This window comes from Heyndrickxia shackletonii (assembly GCF_001420715.1).
Lineage (GTDB): Bacteria > Bacillota > Bacilli > Bacillales > Bacillaceae_C > Margalitia > Margalitia shackletonii.
Genome location: NZ_LJJC01000004.1, coordinates 3112247 through 3132049, shown reverse-complemented (window position 1 = coordinate 3132049; position 19803 = coordinate 3112247). Strand labels below are relative to the sequence as shown.

Below are 19803 nucleotides of genomic sequence, written 5' to 3'. Positions count from 1 at the left end.
AGTATAGATAATTTTTGAAAAGAGGAAACATCTAATGGCAATACTCCAAATTGTAAAGCATCCTGCAGAAATTCTTGAAAAGGAATGCAAATCGGTTACACAATTTGACCGTAAATTGAAAACTTTAGTGAAAAATATGTACGAAACGATGCTGGAAGCTGACGGCGTTGGGTTAGCTGCCCCGCAAATCGGTATTGATCTGCAAATCGCTGTTGTTGATGTTGGCGATGAATTAGGTAGAATTGATTTGATTAATCCTGTCATTTTAGAAACAAGCGGTGAACAAACAGATGTAGAAGGTTGTTTAAGCTTCCCTGGTTTATTTGGTACCGTTTCACGACCGTTTTATGTAAAAGTCCAAGCTCAGGATGTAAAGGGCAGGACATTTGTTATAGAAGCAGAAGAGTTTCTTGCACGAGCAATTCAGCATGAAATAGATCATTTACATGGAATTCTGTTTACATCTAAGGTTTTAAAATATGTAAGTGAGGAAGAGCTAGAGGAGATGGAAAACGAATGACAAAAATTATTTTTATGGGAACTCCTGATTTTTCGGTTCCTGTTCTCGATAGATTAGTAAGTGATGGATACGATGTTACAGCTGTTGTGACTCAGCCTGATCGTCCTGTTGGCAGAAAGCGTGTTTTAACACCACCACCGGTAAAAGTTGCTGCGCTAAAACATAATATTCCTGTCTACCAACCGGAAAAAATAAAAGACCCTGAAGAGCTTGAAAAAATACTAGCCTTAAAGCCTGATTTAATAGTCACCGCGGCATTTGGTCAAATTCTGCCTAAAAAGTTACTGGACGCACCGGAATTTGGTTGTATCAATGTCCATGCATCGCTATTACCTGAGCTCCGTGGTGGTGCCCCGATTCATTATGCGATTTTACAAGGAAAAGAGAAAACGGGAATAACCATTATGTATATGGTGGAAAAATTAGATGCCGGGGATATTATCAGCCAAGTAGAAGTTCCAATTACCGACAATGATAATGTAGGCAGTTTACATGAAAAGTTAAGTAAAGCTGGTGCAGTATTATTATCTGAAACTTTGCCTAGACTCTTAAAAAGAGAAATTCACCCTATTAAACAGGATGAGGCATTGGCAACATTTGCTTCTAATATAAAAAGGGAACAAGAGAAAATTGATTGGTCTCGTAATGGTGAAGAAATATACAATCATATTCGTGGACTTCATCCTTGGCCAGTAGCATACACTTTGTTAGATGGTGAAGTACTGAAGATTTGGTGGGGTGAAAAGGTTTCGATGAAAGAAACATGTCATCCTGGAACCATTGTTGATATTCTTAAAGATGGTATAGTCGTCAGTACAGGAAATAGTACGGCCATCAAAATAACAGAGCTTCAGCCATCCGGAAAAAAGAAAATGCCGGCTGTTCAATTTCTAAATGGAGTAGACAAGGATACCTTAGAAGGTAAAATTTTAGGAGATTAATATGCCAAAAAAAAATGTAAGAGAAGCTGCACTTGATATACTTGAGGCTATAGAAAAACATCAATCCTACAGCAATTTATTATTAAACCAAGTAATTGAAAAAAATCATATTACTGGCCCGGACGTACGTCTGCTTACGGAATTAACCTATGGCACCTTGCAAAGGAAATTAACATTAGATTATTATTTAAAGCCATTTTTGCAAAAAAAGGTAGAGAATTGGGTGTTAAATCTTCTAAGATTGTCACTTTATCAAATGCTGTATTTAGATAAAATTCCTGATCGTGCGATCCTTTTTGAAGCGGTTGAAATTGCAAAAAGACGTAGTCATCGAGGAATTTCAGGAATGGTTAACGGAGTTTTAAGGGCTATTCAGCGAAAAGGGGTACCGTCCTTAGATAATATTAAGGATCCTGTTGAAAGACTTTCCATCGAAACCAGTCACCCTAAGTGGCTAGTTCAAAGGTGGACAGAACAATTCGGATTTGATAAAACGAAAAAAATGTGCGAAACAAATCTTATAGCACCATTACAAACTGCAAGGGTAAATTTAACAAGAAGCTCCCGAGAGGAAGTAATCACTCTACTAGAAAATGAAGGTTTCATCGTACAAGAAAGCCCAATATTAAGTGAAGCTATCCAATCTTTAAAAGGAAATCTAGTCCATTCTGATTGTTATAAAAAAGGACTCATTACCATTCAGGACGAAAGCTCTATGATCGTTGCCAATGTAATGGAAATCGAACCCAATCAGTTAATACTTGATTGTTGTGCAGCTCCTGGCGGAAAAACCACGCATATAGCTGAAAAATTAAATGGAACAGGTAAAGTCATTGCACATGACCTACATGAGCATAAGGTCAAGCTAATAAAGGAGAATGCCGAACGACTAGGTTTACATAATATTGAGACAATTGCCATGGATAGTCGGAAAATTGGTGAGCATTATCCAAAAAACAGTTTTGACCGTGTACTTGTCGATGCACCTTGTTCTGGATTAGGTGTTTTAAGAAGAAAACCCGATATAAAGTATGTAAAGTCATTACAAGATATTGAGGCATTACAAACCATTCAGCATTCAATTTTAGCGGAAGCAGCAGAAATGGTTAAGTCGGGAGGAATCCTTACTTATAGTACTTGTACGGTGGATAAAGAAGAAAACGAAGGTACTGTACAATATTTTCTAGACCGTTTCCCTGATTTTGAAGCATATTCAATTAAAGTCCCTTCCACTATTGAACCTTTTGTTCAACATTACCGCTTGCAAATCTTTCCACAAGATTTTGGAAGTGACGGATTCTTTATTGCATGCTTTAAAAAGAAATAATTTTTGTCGATATACAGCACTTTAGTAGGATATTTCATAAAGTATAGCAGGAAAAATAACTACTTAAGTCGTAAAAGTAAAGCAAGTATTCTGGGAATATAAGCGAGTGTCCCTTGAAATGAGCAATAATGAAGGAACGGGGTGACTGGATTATGGGATATGTAGTAAAAACAGATACAGGGAAGGTTCGTCTAAATAATGAGGATAATGGTGAGATTTTAACGAATAAGTCTGGAATCTATCTTGCTATAGTTGCGGATGGGATGGGTGGTCACAATGCCGGAGACATTGCCAGTGAAATGGCGGTTAATGTTTTAAAAGAGTACTGGGAGAAGTCATTTCCAGTGGGTGGAATCGACGCGGCTATTGCAGAAAAATGGTTACGGGATACAATAGCAGATGTGAATATTAAATTATATGAGCATTCAAGGACAGATAGTAATTTGGATGGGATGGGTACAACTCTCGTTGCGGCTGTTTGCACTAATGATTTTATTACGATAGCGAATATTGGGGATAGCCGCGGTTATCTTTTGAATGAAAATGGTTTTCAGCAATTGACAGAAGACCATACACTTGTAAATGCTTTGGTAAAAACCGGCCAGATATCAAAGGAAGATGCTCAGCATCATCCAAGGAAAAATTTGATACTAAAGGCCTTAGGGACCGAGGAAATAGTTGAGGTCGACATAAAAACAATCCTTGTGGATAATGGTGATTGTTTGTTGCTATGTTCCGATGGATTATATGATAAATTAACAGATACGGAAATAAAAGAAATGATATGTAAGGATGGCCTGACCATGGAAGAGAAAGCACAAACTATGATTGATTTAGCAAACGAAAACGGTGGTGAGGATAATATTACAATCGTTCTCCTTGATTTCCCCTTACCCGATGAAAGCGGGTGTAATAAATGTTAATCGGTAAACGAATTAACGACCGCTATAAAATCATGGATATGATTGGCGGCGGAGGTATGGCGAATGTTTATTTAGCACACGACATGATACTTGACCGTGACGTTGCAATAAAAATATTACGTTTAGATTTTGCAAATGAACAGGAATTTATACATCGTTTTCAAAGAGAGGCACAATCTGCTACAAGTTTGGCTCATCCAAATATTGTTAATATATATGATATTGGAGAAGAAGACGATATTTATTATATTGTTATGGAATTTGTTGATGGCATGACATTAAAGCAATACATACAGCAATATTATCCAATATCAGTAGATAAGGCATTAGATATTATGCAACAGTTAACATCCGCAATATCACATGCACACCAGCATCATATTATTCATCGTGATATTAAACCGCAAAATATCTTGATTGACCATAGTGGAGTTGTAAAGATTACAGACTTTGGCATAGCGATGGCGCTATCTGCAACTGCCATAACCCAAACAAATTCTGTTCTAGGTTCCGTACATTATTTATCTCCTGAACAAGCAAGAGGAGGTATGGCAACTAGAAAGTCTGATATCTATTCCCTTGGAATTGTAATGTTCGAACTCTTAACAGGTAGATTACCATTTTCAGGTGAATCTGCCGTTTCCATTGCATTAAAACATTTGCAATCAGAAACACCTTCTCCGCGCAGGTGGAATTCAGCCATTCCGCAAAGTGTCGAAAATATTATTCTAAAGGCTACTGCAAAGGATCCGTTTCATCGCTACAAAAATGTAGAGGAAATGGAAGAAGATATTCGAACTGCTTTAAATCCGGAACGAATAAACGAACCTAAATTCACTATCCCTGAAGACGATGATGCAACGAAAGTGATTCCAGTAATTACCGACTTAAATTCTGTTTCTAATCGGACAGAAGAAAAAACAGTGATTCTTGGGAAGAATAATGAAAATCAACTTAGTGATGACGAAAATGATTCATCTAATAGTAAGAAAAAAGGAAAGAATAAAAAGCAAAAAAAGAAAAGAAAAAAATGGCCTTGGATTATCGGTTCTATTGTTGTTTTACTGCTTATATTTGCCGGCTTGGTTTTTGCCTATTTACCGGGTATTCTTGGACCTAAAGAAATAAATGTCCCGGATGTTTCAAACAAATCGATTGAAGATGCAATTTCGATTTTAAAAGATAAGGGCTTTGAGATTGGAAAAACGCTAAAATCTTCAAGTGAAGATATTGCTGAGGATCATATTATTAAAACAGATCCAAAGTCGGGAGAGTCTGTAAAGGAAGGTACGACGATAAATCTTTACATTAGTACTGGTAAAGAAAAATACACTATATCAGATTATAAAGGGCAACAATATGATACTGTTTACCAATTATTGGATGCTCAAGGCTTTAAAAATATTATTAAAAATGAAGTATACGATGATAGTGCAGTAGGAACCATTATTGACCAAGACCAATCTCCTGATTCAGAAGTAATCCCTGGGGATACTGTTATTACTTTTACTGTTAGCAAAGGTCAGGAAAAAATCACTTTGAAGGATTTAACCGATTATAACGAAAAAAGCTTAAAGGATTATGCGGATGAAACAGGTTTAATTATCGATATGTCAAAACGGGACTATTCCGATACTGCTCCTGAAGGTACAGTTATAAGTCAGTCTCCTGACGCTGGAACAGAGCTGGTAAAAGGGGATAAAGTCAAAGTTGTTATTTCAAAAGGACCAAAAGCGATACCTCCGAAAACAGTAGAAAAAGAAATTGACATCCCATATGATCCGTCAGAGGATGGCAAGCCTCAGAAGGTGCAAATTTATATAGATGATGCAGATCATACTATGTTACAACCCGTTGAAACCATTAATATTACAGAAGACACTAAAAAGCGGCTTGAATTTAAGATAGAAAAGGGTAAACAAGCTACTTACAGAATAATGGGTGATAAAGGGGTAATCTTGGAGGATGTGGTTCCATATCCTGGAGACTGAAGTAGTTCACATGTTGTATTTTACCCGCCACAGGGAGGAGAGAGGGAAATCCACTAGCCGATAGACCTTGTAACTAGATGTAAATAAGATAGGAGTGATGCAATGCCAAAGGGAAAAATCATAAAAGCATTAAGTGGATTTTATTATGTCCTTAACGATGGAAATTTGATTCAATGTCGCGGCAGAGGAGTTTTTCGGAAAAATAAAATAACCCCTTTAGTTGGTGACTATGTAGAATATCAAGCGGAAAATGACCGCGAAGGATATATAATGGAAATATTACCAAGAGAAAATGAGCTGATACGTCCGCCAATATCCAATGTGGATCAAGCAATTTTATTGTTTTCCGCTAAAGAGCCGGATTTCAGTACAGCCTTATTAGACCGCTTTTTAGTGTTGGTGGAGGCAAATGAAATAACACCTATTATTTGTGTTACTAAAATGGATCTTTTGCAGAATAATGAAATAGAATTAATCGAATCTTATGCAAGCGACTATAGGTCTATTGGATACGAAGTTTTTCTCACTTCTTCGAAAAGGAATGAAGGGGTAGATATAATCCTTGAAAAATTAAAAGGCAAAACAAGTGTTTTTGCCGGTCAATCAGGTGTTGGAAAATCCTCCCTGTTAAATGCTCTTAATCCAAATTTGTCCATAAAAACGGATGATATATCTACACATCTAGGGCGTGGGAGACATACAACGAGGCATGTTGAATTAATAGAAATTGCGAATGGGAAAGGTCTTGTCGCGGATACTCCAGGATTTAGCTCCCTTGATTTTGATGAACTTGAGGCCGAGTATTTGGGCAATTGTTTCCCTGAAATGGAAAGTCGCAAGTCTGAGTGTAAATTTCGCGGGTGTCTCCATCTTAATGAGCCTAAATGTGCGATAAAAGCTGCGGTAGAGGAGAAGGAAATACCGGAATATCGTTATCAGCATTATTTGCAATTTTTACAAGAAATTAAAGACAGAAAGCCGAGGTATTAAAATGTTTAAAATTGCACCATCTATATTATCCGCTGACTTTTCAAAATTAGCTGAAGAAATTATCGATGTTGAAAACGGTGGTGCGGATTACATTCATATTGATGTAATGGATGGACATTTCGTTCCAAATATTACGATAGGACCTATCGTTGTGGAAGCAATTCGTCCAATTACAAAACTTCCATTGGATGTTCATTTAATGATACAGAATCCGGATCAATATATTGAAGCATTTGCGAAAGCTGGTGCTGACTATATATCTGTTCATGTGGAAGCTTGTCCGCATCTTCATCGCACCATACAACATATCAAATCATTTGGTGTAAAAGCGGGTGTCGTTTTAAATCCGGCGACACCAGTAGAAATGATTGAGCACATTATAAATGATGTGGATTTAGTATTACTAATGACCGTGAATCCTGGATTTGGCGGACAAAGCTTTATTCCATCTGTTTTGCCTAAAATTAAAAAGGTGAAGGAATTAGCTGATAAGAATGGATTAAATATTGAAATAGAAGTCGATGGCGGTGTAAATTCAAAAACGGCTAAGCTATGTGTGGATGCGGGAGCAAATGTATTGGTTGCGGGATCTGCAATTTATAATCAAGAAAATAGAAGACAAGCTATCGAAGCAATAAAACAATTCAAATGAAAAAAGTCAGCTCTTGTGCTGGCTTTTTTCATAAAAAAATTGGGTGATGACGTAAATGGAAAAGATCATTAATATCGTAGCGGGTGGTCCTGCCTCTTATATTCCAAATTTAAGCTTATATACAGGAGAAGGAAATATTTGGGTAGGTGTAGATTATGGAGTATATCATTTAATCAAAAATGGGATTAATCCTGATTTTGCATTTGGAGATTTTGATTCTGTGTCTGATGAAGAATGGGAAAAAATTAAAGAAAAGACAGTTAAAATCATGGAGTATATTCCGGAAAAAGATGAAACGGATTTAGAACTGGCCTTACAATGGGCAATAACAAAAAAACCACAAAAAATTAATATATTTGGAGCGACAGGCGGAAGAGCTGATCATTATTTTGCGAATGCCTTTTTATTAATACGCGAGGATATTTTACATACAAATTGTGAAATTGAACTAATTGACTGCCAAAATCGGATAACAGCACATTTGCCAGGGACATATTCGCTTCAAAAGATAAATGATTTAAAATACATATCCTTTATTCCTTTAACATCTGAAATTAAGAACATCAACTTAATTGGATTTAAATATCCTCTAAAGAATAAAAATGTCAAACAAGGCACTACTCTCTGTATAAGTAATGAACTTCTTGAAGATTCCGGTACTTTTTCTTTTCATTCAGGCATATTATTGATGGTAAGAAGTAAAGACATTTAATTCAGTGCCCGATTTTTGAAGGGTATCGTACTTATTGTTTTATTATTGAATATAATAGTACCGAAAACTAGAGAATGCCTATTTTCACAGTTCCCGAGAGAACTATTTCAATGTTTAAGATATTGCCATAGATTATATAATCCACTTGGGAATGTTTCTGTGAATCATTGTTTGCTTTCAGATTGATGAGGAGGGAAATAAATGAAATTTTATACGATTAAATTGCCTAGATTTATTGGCGGCATTGTCCGAGCGATGTTAGGTACTTTTAAAAAGGGATAATATTTAAAATATATAAGCAGGTTTTTATTCGCACCCAATTGGGTGCATTTATTTTGAAGAAGATGCAGTCTTATCTACGAAAAAAACATCCATGTAAACCATGGATGTTTTTTTTACATTTTTATTAAACACGTTCTACTTTTCCGGATCTTAATGCTCTGGCAGAAACCCAAACACGCTTAGGTTTACCGTCAACTAGGATACGAACTTTTTGAAGATTTGCTCCCCAAGTACGTTTATTAGCATTCATCGCATGAGAACGAGAATTACCAGAACGAGTCTTACGTCCAGTGATTACACATTTTTTTGGCATATAATTCCCCTCCTTACTACTGAAGTAAACATATCATTTGTTTCATCACTTCAATATTCGTCATTAAAGATACCTTAATAATTTATCATACAACCTGTAATAATGCAACACTTCAACGATATACTTTCAAGGGAATATTCTTGACAAATCGAAAAGCGGGGCTAGCCAAAAAAGAGATTCGACTTTAAAAAACACCTATAGTATAGTAAAATGACGATAGCTTCAACAATATTTCGAGATATTAACTAGGGGGAACGAATAATGTCCATTGAAATGAAAACGGTTTACGGTCAAATTGATATTTCAAATGATGTAATTGCAACAATTGCAGGCGGTGCGGCGGTGGATTGTTATGGCATTGTTGGTATGGCCTCAAAGAATCAAATCAAAGATGGTATTACAGACATTTTACGCAAGGACAATTTCTCTCGCGGTGTTATTGTTCGCCAGGAAAATGATGAAGTACATATTGATATGTACATAATAGTAGGATATGGAACGAAAATTTCCGAAATTGCTCATAATGTACAATCAAAGGTTAAATATATTTTGGATAAGACAATCGGCTTGTCCGTTCATTCAATTAATATTTTTGTTCAAGGAGTTCGGGTGACAAACCCGTAATAAGGGAGGATACTATTAGTGTTAATGACATCATTGGATGGGAAACGTTTTGCAGAAATGATCATAAGTGGAGCCAATAACTTATCCGCAAATGCGATTAGGGTGGATGCATTGAACGTTTTTCCGGTTCCTGACGGTGATACTGGAACAAATATGAATTTATCCATGACATCTGGCGCCAAAGAGGTGCAAAAAAATGTACAAGACCATATTGGACATGTGGCATCTGCCTTTGCGAAAGGTTTACTTATGGGGGCGCGCGGGAATTCAGGTGTAATATTGTCACAGCTATTTCGCGGTTTTGGAAAGTTCATTGAATCAAAAGAGACCATCACAAGCTTAGAATTTGCTGCTGCTCTAGAAGCTGGGGTGGACTCGGCATATAAAGCGGTAATGAAACCGGTAGAAGGGACAATATTAACGGTAGCCAAAGATGCCGCAAAACAAGCTTTACAAACAGCAAAGAAACATAACGATTTAATTTTAGTCATGGAGGAAACGGTGAAAGAGGCAAAAGCCTCTTTAAATCGTACACCGGAACTTTTGCCTGTTTTAAAGGAAGTTGGAGTTGTTGACAGCGGTGGGCAGGGTCTTGTCTGTGTGTATGAAGGATTTCTCGCAGAATTAAAAGGAGAACCTGTTAATTCAGCTCCTGAAGTACCTTCCATGACGGAATTAGTAAGTGCAGAACATCACAAAAGTGTGCAAGGATTCATGAACACGGAAGATATTAAGTTTGGATATTGTACAGAAATAATGGTGAAATTAGACAAGGAAAAACTTCGAAAACATCCATTTTCAGAAGAGCAATTCCGCAATGATTTAAGCCATTATGGAGATTCTTTATTGGTTATTTCCGATGATGAGCTTGTAAAGGTTCATGTACACTCGGAAACACCAGGAGAGGTCCTTTCCTATGGTCAAAAATACGGTAGCTTAATTAAAATTAAAATAGAGAATATGCGGGAACAGCATAGTTCCATTGTCGAAAAAACACACAACACTTTAAACACTGACCTACCTCCTGAGGAAAAGAAGGAATTCGGCATTGTGACCGTATCAATGGGAGAAGGAATAGCTGAACTATTTAAAAGCATTGGCGCCTCCACTGTAATTGAAGGCGGACAAACAATGAATCCAAGTACAGAGGATTTGTTAAAATCGATTAAAGCGGCTAATGCAAGCAAAGTGTTTATTCTTCCAAATAATAAAAACATTATTATGGCTGCAGAACAGGCAGCTGAGGTAGCAGATGAAGAAGTGATTGTCATCCCTTCTAAAACCGTGCCACAAGGTATGACTGCGTTATTAGCTTTTAATCCATCCATGTCTATGGAGGAAAATATAAAGTCGATGAATCAAGCGCTGCAGCATGTAAAGTCAGGTCAAATTACTTACGCTGTTCGTGATACCAATATAGATGGCATAACCATCAATAAAAATGATTTTATGGGAATTCTTGATGGGAAAATTGTCGAGACCAATCAAGATGTAATTTTGGCAGCAAAAGGGCTATTGCAAAAAATGCTGGATGAAGATGCCGAAATTCTTACCATTTTGTACGGGGAAGATGTTCAGAATGAGCAGCTTAACAAGCTTGTTGAATTCGTCCATGAAAATTATGGGGATATAGAAGTAGAGGTTCATAATGGAAAACAACCAATATATTCATATATCTTTGCAGTAGAGTAAGTGGTTAAATAGAGGAGTAACCTTAATATCCTTTAAACAAAAAATGCATAGAATAAAGAAGAAATAGGTCTTCCTTATATGAGGGGAGTAATGTTGATGAAGTACAAAAGTGTTTTTGATATAATAGGTCCTGTCATGATTGGACCTTCCAGTTCGCACACTGCAGGTGCAGCAAGAATAGGTAGAGTTGCTCGTACACTATTTGGCAGAGAGCCAAAATGGGCAAAAATATATTTTTATGGATCATTCGCAAAAACCTATAAAGGCCATGGAACAGATGTCGCCATTATTGGCGGATTATTGGATTTTGATACATTCGATGAACGGATTATTTCAGCAATGGATATTGCGAAAGAAAGACAAATTTCGATTGAATTTATCGAATCAGAAGAAGTCCCAGATCATCCCAATACAGCTAAAATCCAAATTGGCGATGAAGAGAGCGAATTAGAGCTTGTCGGAATTTCAATTGGCGGCGGTAAAATAGAAATCACTGAATTAAATGGTTTTCAATTAAAGCTGTCCGGACACCATCCTGCCATTTTAGTTGTACACAATGATCGCTTTGGGGCAATTGCTGCTGTTGCGAACATCCTTTCTAAATATGAAATTAATATTGGTCATATGGACGTTTCAAGAAAAGAGAAAGGGAAAATGGCTTTAATGACCATTGAAGTAGATCAAAATATTGGTCAAGATATAATAGATGAAATTCAAGCGTTACCAATTGTTACACAAGTAACAAGAATTGTAGAATAAACTGCTAGTTTAATTGAAGAGAGATTATGGTAGCGTTTGCGAAAATGATTATAAGGGGGTTCTCCCATGTTTCGAAATGTAGCAGAATTAGTTGAGTTAGCTGAATCCCAAAATAAAAAAATATCCGAAATTATGATTGAACAAGAAATGGATGTTACGGGAAGAACACGTGAAGAAATATATTCTCAAATGGATAAAAGCTTACAAGTAATGGAAGAAGCAATTGAACGCGGTATTCGTGGAGTAACTTCACATTCCGGATTAACCGGCGGAGATGCTGTTTTGCTCCAAAAATATATTGAAAAAGGTAATTTCTTATCCGGTGAAACAATTCTTGATGCTGTCAGTAAAGCGGTAGCAACAAATGAAGTAAATGCCGCAATGGGAACTATCTGTGCTACCCCTACTGCTGGGTCTGCAGGGGTTGTACCGGGTACATTATTTGCTGTGAAAAACAAACTTAATCCGACTAGGGAGCAAATGGTCCATTTCTTGTTTACATCTGGTGCATTTGGTTTTGTTGTAGCAAATAATGCTTTCATCTCTGGTGCAGCAGGTGGTTGTCAAGCTGAGGTTGGTTCTGCTGCTGGAATGGCGGCTGCCGCTATAGTAGAAATGGCTGGTGGCACTCCATCGCAAAGTGCACATGCGATGGCAATCACTTTAAAAAATATGTTAGGACTAGTTTGTGATCCGGTTGCAGGGCTGGTTGAAGTACCATGTATTAAACGAAATGCCATGGGTGCTGCAAATGCAATGGTTGCAGCAGATATGGCATTGGCTGGTGTAACAAGTAGAATACCTTGTGATGAAGTAATTGATGCAATGTTTAAAATAGGGCAAAGAATGCCAACGGCGTTAAAGGAAACGGCTGAAGGAGGATTAGCGGATACACCAACTGGCCGTAGACTGGAAGCAAAAATTTTTGGGATGCCGCTTGTGTCTGATGAATAAATCATTGCAAGATTCCGTATCAATGATAAAAGGAGTAGGAGAGGATGCGGAAAGTAACTTAGCAGTAATGGGGATATTTACTGTTGGGGATTTACTTGAGCACTTCCCTTATCGATATGACGACTATCGTTTAAGAGATTTACAAGAAGTAAAACACGAGGAAAGAATAACGGTAGAGGGGAAGGTTCATAGTGAGCCTTCTCTTGTCTTTTATAATCGAAAACGTTCCAGATTAACTGTTCATTTATTAGTAGGAAGATATTTAATCAAGGTTATCTTTTTTAATCAGCCCTATTTAAAAAAGAAAATAAATGTTCAAGATACAATTACCGTTACAGGAAAATGGGATCAGCATCGCCAAACAATTACGGCCGGGGAAATGAAAATTGGTCCATATCAAATGACAACAGAATTTGAACCTGTATATTCTATCAGAGGAAAATTGTCTGTAAAACAATTGAGAAAATTCATCAAACAAGCCTATCAAGATTATAGCAATGAAATAAAAGAAAATATTCCTGCATTTCTGAGAGAGAAATATAAACTTCTAGATAGGAAAGAAGCTATCTTTTCTTTACATTTCCCTAAATCACAGGCAGATGTGAAACAGGCAAGGAGAAGAATAGTCTATGAGGAATTTTTATTTTTCCAACTAAAAATGCAGGCGTTGCGTAAGTTTGAAAGAGAAAATTCCGGTGGAGTTTCTCACCAATATGATTTAACAAAGCTAAAAGAATTTATTTCTTCTTTGCCATTTCCGTTAACAAATGCACAAAAAAGGGTTGTAAATGAAATTTGTGCAGATCTGAAATCGCCTATTAGGATGAATCGGCTCTTGCAAGGTGATGTAGGTTCAGGGAAAACGGCAGTGGCTGCTATAGCTCTGTATGCGAGTGTTACCGCCGGATACCAAGGGGCTTTAATGGTGCCTACAGAAATATTAGCCGAACAGCATGCTGATTCCTTATTTCAATTACTAGAGCCGATGGGGGTAAGACTTGCATTATTAACAAGCTCCGTAAAAGGAAAGAAAAGAAATGAGCTGTTGGAAAGATTAAAAGATGGGGAAATCGATATCTTAATAGGAACACATGCATTGATTCAGCAGGATGTTTTCTTTCACAAACTCGGTCTAGTTATTACTGACGAACAACATCGCTTTGGTGTGGAACAAAGAAGAATATTAAGAGAAAAAGGGGAAACACCTGATGTTCTTTTCATGACAGCAACGCCTATACCGCGAACTTTGGCAATTACGGCGTTTGGTGAAATGGATGTTTCGACCATCGATGAGATGCCCGCAGGCAGGAAAACGATTGAAACGTATTGGGTAAAGCATGAAGTTTTAGAACGGGTACTAGGATTTGTTGAAAAGGAATTATCACAAGGCAGACAAGCATATATTATTTGCCCCCTCATTGAAGAATCCGATAAGTTAGATGTTCAAAATGCGATTGATGTATATGATATGCTTTCCAACTACTACAGTAATAAATATCGAGTTGGCCTTATGCATGGGAGGCTCCCTGCACAGGAAAAAGATGAGGTAATGAATTTATTTAGCAAGAATGAGGTTCAAATTCTTGTTTCTACAACGGTAGTAGAGGTTGGCGTAAACGTTCCGAATGCAACTATAATGGTCATTTATGATGCCGAAAGATTTGGATTATCACAGCTTCATCAGCTGCGTGGTCGTGTAGGGAGAGGAAGTGCACAATCATTTTGCGTTTTATTAGCAGATCCAAAGACAGAGGTAGGAAAAGAAAGAATGAAAATCATGACGGAAACGAATGATGGTTTTGTATTAAGTGAAAAGGATTTGGAGCTAAGAGGACCAGGTGATTTCTTTGGGAAGAAGCAAAGCGGCTTGCCGGAGTTTAAAGTGGCAGATATGGTTCATGATTATCGAACATTAGAAACTGCTAGAAAAGATGCTATGGAATTAATTCATTTGGATGATTTCTGGACTAATCCAGAATATCTAAGCCTAAAGGCATTTTTAGAACACGCAGGAATAATGGATGGGGAAAAACTAGATTAGCAGGGAGAAAGATTAGGTGAATCTTGCATTCTTCTCCCCCTTTTTATATACTACTATTAGTACCAAGTCCTAATATCGTGTGGTGTTAAAAATGAGAATGGTGAAAAAAGATAGACAAAAACAATTATTAAAAACAATAAAAGAAAACCCATTCATTACAGATGAAGAGCTTTCAGAAAAATTCAGCGTTAGTGTACAAACCATTCGTCTTGATCGTTTAGAATTATCGATTCCGGAGCTTCGGGAAAGAATAAAAAATGTAGCGGAAAAACAATTTGGCGATGAAGTAAAGGCTCTGCCGATTGATGAAGTAATAGGAGAAATCATTGATATTGAATTGGATAGAAGTGCGATTTCAATATTTGATGTTCGGAAGGAACATGTCTTTAAACGGAATTCAATTGCACGGGGACACCATCTATTCGCCCAGGCTAATTCTTTAGCGGTCGCAGTGATTAATGATGAATTAGCCTTAACTAGCAAAGCGAACATTCATTTTACCCATTCTGTCAAAGAGGGGGAGAGAGTCATAGCGAAGGCAAAGGTTCGCGAACCTAAAGTCGGCGATAGAACTATTGTTGATGTGAATAGTTATGTAGGAAATAGGCTCGTATTTACGGGTGATTTTGAAATGTATCGAAACAGTAAAAGTGATGATTCGCAGGTGAAATTGAATTAAAAAGGATGAAAATAAGATGAAAATTGCAATAGATGCTATGGGTGGAGATCATGCCCCGAAGGAAATTGTTTTGGGTGTTAATAAAGCAATCCAGGAATTTAAGGATGTTGAAATCCTTTTATATGGGGTTGAATCACAAATAAATCAATATTTACAGGCAGACCCTAGAGTACAAGTTATACATACAGATGAGGTCATAACAGGTTCAGATGAACCCGTTAAGGCAGTAAGAAGAAAAAAGAATGCATCTATGGTATTAATGGCCCAAGCAGTTGCAAATGGTGAGGCAGATGCTTGCATTTCCGCTGGGAATACCGGCGCATTAATGGCTTCCGGTCTTTTTATTGTGGGAAGAATCGAAGGGATTGAACGCCCTGCGCTTGCTCCAACCCTGCCTACTATTGATGGGAAAGGTTTTGTAATGTTAGACCTTGGAGCAAATGCTGAGGCGAAACCGGAGCATCTTGTCCAATATGCTATTATGGGTTCAATTTATGCAAATAAAGTACGGGGAATAAATAATCCAAGAGTTGGCCTTCTCAATATTGGAACGGAAGAAAAGAAGGGTAATGAACTAACAAAAAAAGCCTTTGAATTATTAAAAGAGGTTGATATAAATTTTGTTGGAAACATTGAATCTCGTGATTTGCTAAATGGTCCGGCAGATGTTGTGGTAACAGATGGTTTCACAGGCAATATGGTTTTGAAATCCATTGAAGGTACTGCCTCTTCCGTCTTTTCATTATTAAAAAAGACTCTAACAAGCAGTTTCAAAAGCAAAATCGCAGCCCTTTTGGTAAAATCAGATTTGCTTGAGCTGAAAAATATGATGGATTATTCGGAGTATGGAGGAGCCGGGTTATTCGGAATCAAAGCTCCTGTCATCAAAGCACATGGTTCATCTAATGCAAATGCATTATATAATGCAGTTCGCCAAGCTCGAGAAATGGTGCAGCATGATGTTACAAAAACGATTAAAGATTTCATTAATTAAGAACTTTTTAAGGAGAATTGAAAAATGAAAAAGATTGCTTACGTATTTCCAGGTCAAGGTTCCCAAGCGGTTGGGATGGGACAATCTGTAGCTGAGGCAAATTCCAATGCAAAAAAAATATTTGAACAAGCTGACAGTCGTTTAGGTTATTCACTTTCCGATATAATTTTTAACGGCCCAATTGAAACACTCACTTTAACAACAAATGCACAGCCTGCGTTGCTAACAACAAGTATAGCTATTATGCAATGTCTTCAAGCATCTGGCATACAACCTGATTACACTGCTGGACATAGCTTAGGAGAATATACTGCATTAGTGGCTTCTGGTGCAATTAACTTCGAAGATGCGGTATATGCAGTACATAAGCGCGGAGAGTATATGGAAGAAGCAGTTCCAAATGGGGAAGGAACGATGGCTGCTGTATTAGGCTTAGATCGAGATGTATTAAAAGAGGTGACAGAGGAAGTTACGTCAAACGGAAACTCGGTGCAATTAGCGAATCTTAATTGTCCAGGGCAAATTGTTATCTCTGGTACTGTCAAAGGTGTTGAGGAAGCATCCGCACTTGCAAAGGAAAAGGGAGCGAAACGTGCACTTCCATTACAAGTGAGCGGTCCTTTTCATTCTCAACTAATGAAGCCTGCTGCTGAAAAATTTAAACAAGTTCTGCAGGAAATAAATATTGTAGATGCACAGATTCCCGTTATTGCTAATGTTACGGCTGAACCGATGACGAATTCTGAAGATATCAAAGAGAAGCTTATAGAACAATTATACTCTCCTGTTCAATGGGAAGATTCAGTAAGAAAAATGGTGGATCTTGGTGTAGATACTTTTATTGAGATTGGGCAGGGGAAAGTTTTATCTGGTCTTATTAAAAAGATTAACAAAGAAGTAAAAGTCTACTCTATTCAAGATATGGAAAGCTGTGCTCAAGTAGTGGAAGAACTAAAAGCTTAAATTATTTTGGCCAAAAAGAAGGAGGAGAATATACATGAAATTGGAAGGTAAAGTCGCATTAGTTACAGGGGCTTCACGTGGAATTGGCCGTGAAATTGCTATTGAATTTGCAAGAGAAGGGGCAGATGTTGTAGTTAATTATGCCGGCAGTGAAGCGAAAGCAAAGGAAGTAGCCGAGGAAATTCAAGCAATGGGTCGTAATGCAATCATCTATCAATGTAATGTAGCAAATAGTGACGAAGTTCAAAATATGGTGAAGGATACGACCCAACATTTCGGTAAATTGGATATACTCGTGAATAATGCGGGAATTACAAGAGATAATTTGCTAATGAGGATGAAAGATGATGAGTGGGACGATGTTATTAATACGAATTTAAAAAGTGTGTTTTTAACGACAAAGGCTGTTACACGTCAAATGATGAAACAACGTTCCGGTAAAATCATTAATGTTGCATCTATAGTTGCAATAAGCGGAAATCCGGGACAAGCAAATTATGTTGCCGCTAAAGCTGGAGTTATTGGTCTAACTAAGACTACTGCAAAAGAGCTTGCATCAAGGGGAATCACCGCAAATGCTATTGCTCCTGGTTTTATTACAACAGATATGACCGATAAGCTCCCAGAAGATTTGAAAGCGGAAATGTTAAAACAAATTCCATTGGCACGTTTAGGCCAGCCAAAAGAAGTTGCAAAAGTAGCAGTTTTTCTAGCTTCAGATGATTCTAACTATTTAACTGGTCAAACTCTCCATGTAGACGGCGGAATGGTAATGTAATATTGCCTGCAGGAAGCTGATCACAAAGTCGCAGCAACAGAACGTTACGTAAATAGCCTTTTTAGTTTGTGAAAAAAATAGAAGTTTTGTTTAATCCTGTATAAAGAGAAGGAGAAAATTGGGTAAATTAAGAGAAAAACTGTCCCTAAATACCCAATTGGTTCAACTAACCATTTTAAAAATGGAAGTTTCACTTTATTATTAGGACAAAATCCTCTATAATGTCTTGAGGGGAGGTGAACCAAATGTCAGATGTTTTAGAACGTGTTACGAAAATTATTGTAGATCGTCTTGGAGTTGAAGAGTCACAAGTGAAACCAGAAGCTTCTTTCAAGGATGATCTTGGCGCAGATTCCCTAGATGTTGTGGAACTTGTAATGGAACTTGAAGATGAGTTTGATATGGAAATTTCTGACGATGATGCTGAAAAAATTGCAACAGTTGGAGACGCTGTTAAGTACATAGAAAGTCAGCAATAATCGTTCACATTATTACAATGTCCCGTTTATTATAAACGGGGCTTTTCTGTTAGAAAAGTGGAAACGGCTTGCCCATCGACGTACGGACTGTAGGGGCTTCGACGCAAGATTTAGGAAACACGGTGAGGTAGTTCACGAACCGAAGTTGACTTATCGTAGGAAGGAGATCCGGAAGTCCGCTAGTCGATAGCGGTTGTAACTAGACAAGATAGACAAAACTTGTACCGCGAAATCAAATAGCGCATCTAAACAACTTATCAATGTTTGGGGGCGGCATTTGCTTATCGGGATACGGCAGCTTTTTTTGTGAATATCTAAAAAAATCTTGGGCACATTTTGCGCTTCAATGTTTTTTTTTATAAACTTTATATGTAATTTTTTACTTTATTTTAAGGTGGAGAACAAAATGCGTAAGACAAATAGAGAGAAAGAAAAAATTGCAGCGGCACTAATAATAGAAAAATTCAAGCAATTTCAAGAAGGAATCAATATTCATTTTTCAAATACAAAGCTATTAATACAGGCATTCACCCATTCATCCTATGTGAATGAGCACCGAAAAAAAACCCATCAAGATAATGAACGATTGGAATTTTTAGGAGATGCTGTATTAGAACTAACTGTTTCACAGTACCTATATAAGCACTATCCAACTATAAGTGAAGGAAAGTTGACGAAATTAAGGGCGGCTATTGTTTGTGAGCCTTCTCTCGTTACGTTTGCCAATGAATTAAATTTTGGCGAATATATTTTGCTCGGAAAGGGAGAAGAAATGACTGGCGGCCGTACTCGTCCAGCCCTATTAGCAGACGTTTTTGAAGCTTTTATTGGTGCTTTATATCTTGACCAAGGGCTCGAAACGGTAATTCACTTTTTGGAAAGAATCGTTTTTCCGAAAGTGAATGAGGGTGCTTTTTCTCATGTGATGGATTTTAAAAGCCAATTACAAGAATTTGTCCAAAAAGATTCATCTGGTGTACTAGAATATACTGTTCTCGATGAACGAGGTCCCGCTCACAATCGAGAATTTGTTTCTAGAGTTTCATTGAATAACATGGAGCTTGGAATCGGTGTAGGACGATCAAAGAAAGAGGCAGAGCAGCACGCTGCTCAAATTGCCCTCAGCACTTTAAATAAAAATTTGCAAAGCTGAAATTTCCGACGTTATTTATGTAAAAAAAGAATTAGC

21 protein-coding genes are annotated in these 19803 nt (G+C 37.3%); 20 read left to right on the top strand and 1 reads right to left on the bottom strand.

Features of this window, described 5'->3' with window-relative positions; all coding sequences use genetic code 11:
* The first annotated feature begins 34 nt into the window (after positions 1–34).
* The 9 genes from def to spoVM all read left to right on the top strand — a co-directional run bounded on the left by def (position 35) and on the right by spoVM (position 8338).
* Positions 35–520: a peptide deformylase gene (gene def, locus AN964_RS15015; RefSeq protein WP_055740464.1), complete on the top strand. Its 486-nt coding sequence runs from the start codon at positions 35–37 to the stop codon at positions 518–520.
* Positions 517–1461, top strand: a complete 945-nt coding sequence (fmt, locus tag AN964_RS15010) for a methionyl-tRNA formyltransferase (RefSeq protein ID WP_055740463.1) — start codon at positions 517–519, stop codon at positions 1459–1461. The genes def and fmt overlap by 4 nt, the downstream gene beginning before the upstream one ends.
* Positions 1457–2788: a 16S rRNA (cytosine(967)-C(5))-methyltransferase RsmB gene (gene rsmB, locus AN964_RS15005; protein WP_183101874.1), complete on the top strand. Its 1332-nt coding sequence runs from the start codon at positions 1457–1459 to the stop codon at positions 2786–2788. The genes fmt and rsmB overlap by 5 nt, the downstream gene beginning before the upstream one ends.
* A gap of 152 nt (positions 2789–2940) precedes the next feature.
* On the top strand, positions 2941–3711 hold the full coding sequence (locus AN964_RS15000) for a Stp1/IreP family PP2C-type Ser/Thr phosphatase (RefSeq protein WP_055740461.1): 771 nt from the start codon (positions 2941–2943) through the stop codon (positions 3709–3711).
* Complete coding sequence (gene pknB, locus AN964_RS14995) at positions 3705–5702, top strand: Stk1 family PASTA domain-containing Ser/Thr kinase (protein WP_055740460.1); 1998 nt, start codon at positions 3705–3707, stop codon at positions 5700–5702. Before AN964_RS15000 ends, pknB begins: the two co-directional genes overlap by 7 nt.
* Positions 5703–5804: 102 nt before the next feature.
* The gene (gene rsgA, locus AN964_RS14990) at positions 5805–6692 is read left to right on the top strand and encodes a ribosome small subunit-dependent GTPase A (protein ID WP_055740459.1); all 888 of its coding nucleotides are present in this window, start codon (positions 5805–5807) and stop codon (positions 6690–6692) included.
* Between the two features lies 1 nt (position 6693).
* Positions 6694–7344 (top strand): ribulose-phosphate 3-epimerase, encoded by a 651-nt coding sequence (gene rpe / locus AN964_RS14985; protein ID WP_055740458.1) that lies wholly within the window; start codon positions 6694–6696, stop codon positions 7342–7344.
* Between the two features lie 55 nt (positions 7345–7399).
* Positions 7400–8056, top strand: coding sequence for a thiamine diphosphokinase (locus AN964_RS14980; RefSeq protein WP_055740457.1), 657 nt, complete (start codon positions 7400–7402; stop codon positions 8054–8056).
* Positions 8057–8257: 201 nt separating this feature from the next.
* Positions 8258–8338 (top strand): stage V sporulation protein SpoVM, encoded by an 81-nt coding sequence (spoVM, locus tag AN964_RS14975; protein WP_055740456.1) that lies wholly within the window; start codon positions 8258–8260, stop codon positions 8336–8338.
* Between the two features lie 124 nt (positions 8339–8462).
* Here the strand turns inward: spoVM and rpmB are convergent, their stop codons facing one another.
* The gene (rpmB, locus tag AN964_RS14970; protein WP_055740455.1) at positions 8463–8651 is read right to left on the bottom strand and encodes a 50S ribosomal protein L28; all 189 of its coding nucleotides are present in this window, start codon (positions 8649–8651) and stop codon (positions 8463–8465) included.
* A 261-nt stretch (positions 8652–8912) separates the two neighbouring features.
* Here rpmB and AN964_RS14965 point away from each other — a divergent pair, with 261 nt between their 5' ends.
* The 11 genes from AN964_RS14965 to rnc all read left to right on the top strand — a co-directional run bounded on the left by AN964_RS14965 (position 8913) and on the right by rnc (position 19767).
* Complete coding sequence (locus AN964_RS14965) at positions 8913–9275, top strand: Asp23/Gls24 family envelope stress response protein (RefSeq protein WP_055740454.1); 363 nt, start codon at positions 8913–8915, stop codon at positions 9273–9275.
* 18 nt (positions 9276–9293) lie between these two features.
* Positions 9294–10967: a DAK2 domain-containing protein gene (locus tag AN964_RS14960; RefSeq protein WP_055740453.1), complete on the top strand. Its 1674-nt coding sequence runs from the start codon at positions 9294–9296 to the stop codon at positions 10965–10967.
* Positions 10968–11063: 96 nt separating this feature from the next.
* Positions 11064–11726, top strand: a complete 663-nt coding sequence (gene sdaAB / locus AN964_RS14955) for an L-serine ammonia-lyase, iron-sulfur-dependent subunit beta (RefSeq protein WP_055740452.1) — start codon at positions 11064–11066, stop codon at positions 11724–11726.
* A gap of 66 nt (positions 11727–11792) precedes the next feature.
* A complete protein-coding gene (sdaAA, locus tag AN964_RS14950) occupies positions 11793–12680 on the top strand; it encodes an L-serine ammonia-lyase, iron-sulfur-dependent, subunit alpha (protein ID WP_055740451.1) in 888 nt (295 codons plus the stop codon).
* A complete protein-coding gene (gene recG, locus AN964_RS14945) occupies positions 12673–14721 on the top strand; it encodes an ATP-dependent DNA helicase RecG (RefSeq protein ID WP_055740450.1) in 2049 nt (682 codons plus the stop codon). Before sdaAA ends, recG begins: the two co-directional genes overlap by 8 nt.
* A 91-nt stretch (positions 14722–14812) precedes the next feature.
* A complete protein-coding gene (gene fapR / locus AN964_RS14940) occupies positions 14813–15400 on the top strand; it encodes a transcription factor FapR (protein ID WP_055740449.1) in 588 nt (195 codons plus the stop codon).
* Positions 15401–15416: 16 nt separating this feature from the next.
* Positions 15417–16394: a phosphate acyltransferase PlsX gene (gene plsX, locus AN964_RS14935; RefSeq protein ID WP_055740448.1), complete on the top strand. Its 978-nt coding sequence runs from the start codon at positions 15417–15419 to the stop codon at positions 16392–16394.
* A 24-nt stretch (positions 16395–16418) separates the two neighbouring features.
* Positions 16419–17357 (top strand): ACP S-malonyltransferase, encoded by a 939-nt coding sequence (gene fabD, locus AN964_RS14930; RefSeq protein WP_055740447.1) that lies wholly within the window; start codon positions 16419–16421, stop codon positions 17355–17357.
* Positions 17358–17391: 34 nt separating this feature from the next.
* A complete protein-coding gene (gene fabG / locus AN964_RS14925) occupies positions 17392–18135 on the top strand; it encodes a 3-oxoacyl-[acyl-carrier-protein] reductase (protein ID WP_055740446.1) in 744 nt (247 codons plus the stop codon).
* A gap of 245 nt (positions 18136–18380) precedes the next feature.
* Positions 18381–18614 carry an acyl carrier protein gene (locus AN964_RS14920; RefSeq protein ID WP_055740445.1) on the top strand — a complete coding sequence of 78 codons (234 nt, stop codon included), beginning with the start codon at positions 18381–18383 and terminating at the stop codon, positions 18612–18614.
* A gap of 406 nt (positions 18615–19020) precedes the next feature.
* A complete protein-coding gene (gene rnc / locus AN964_RS14915) occupies positions 19021–19767 on the top strand; it encodes a ribonuclease III (RefSeq protein WP_055740444.1) in 747 nt (248 codons plus the stop codon).
* The last annotated feature ends 36 nt before the right edge of the window (positions 19768–19803 follow it).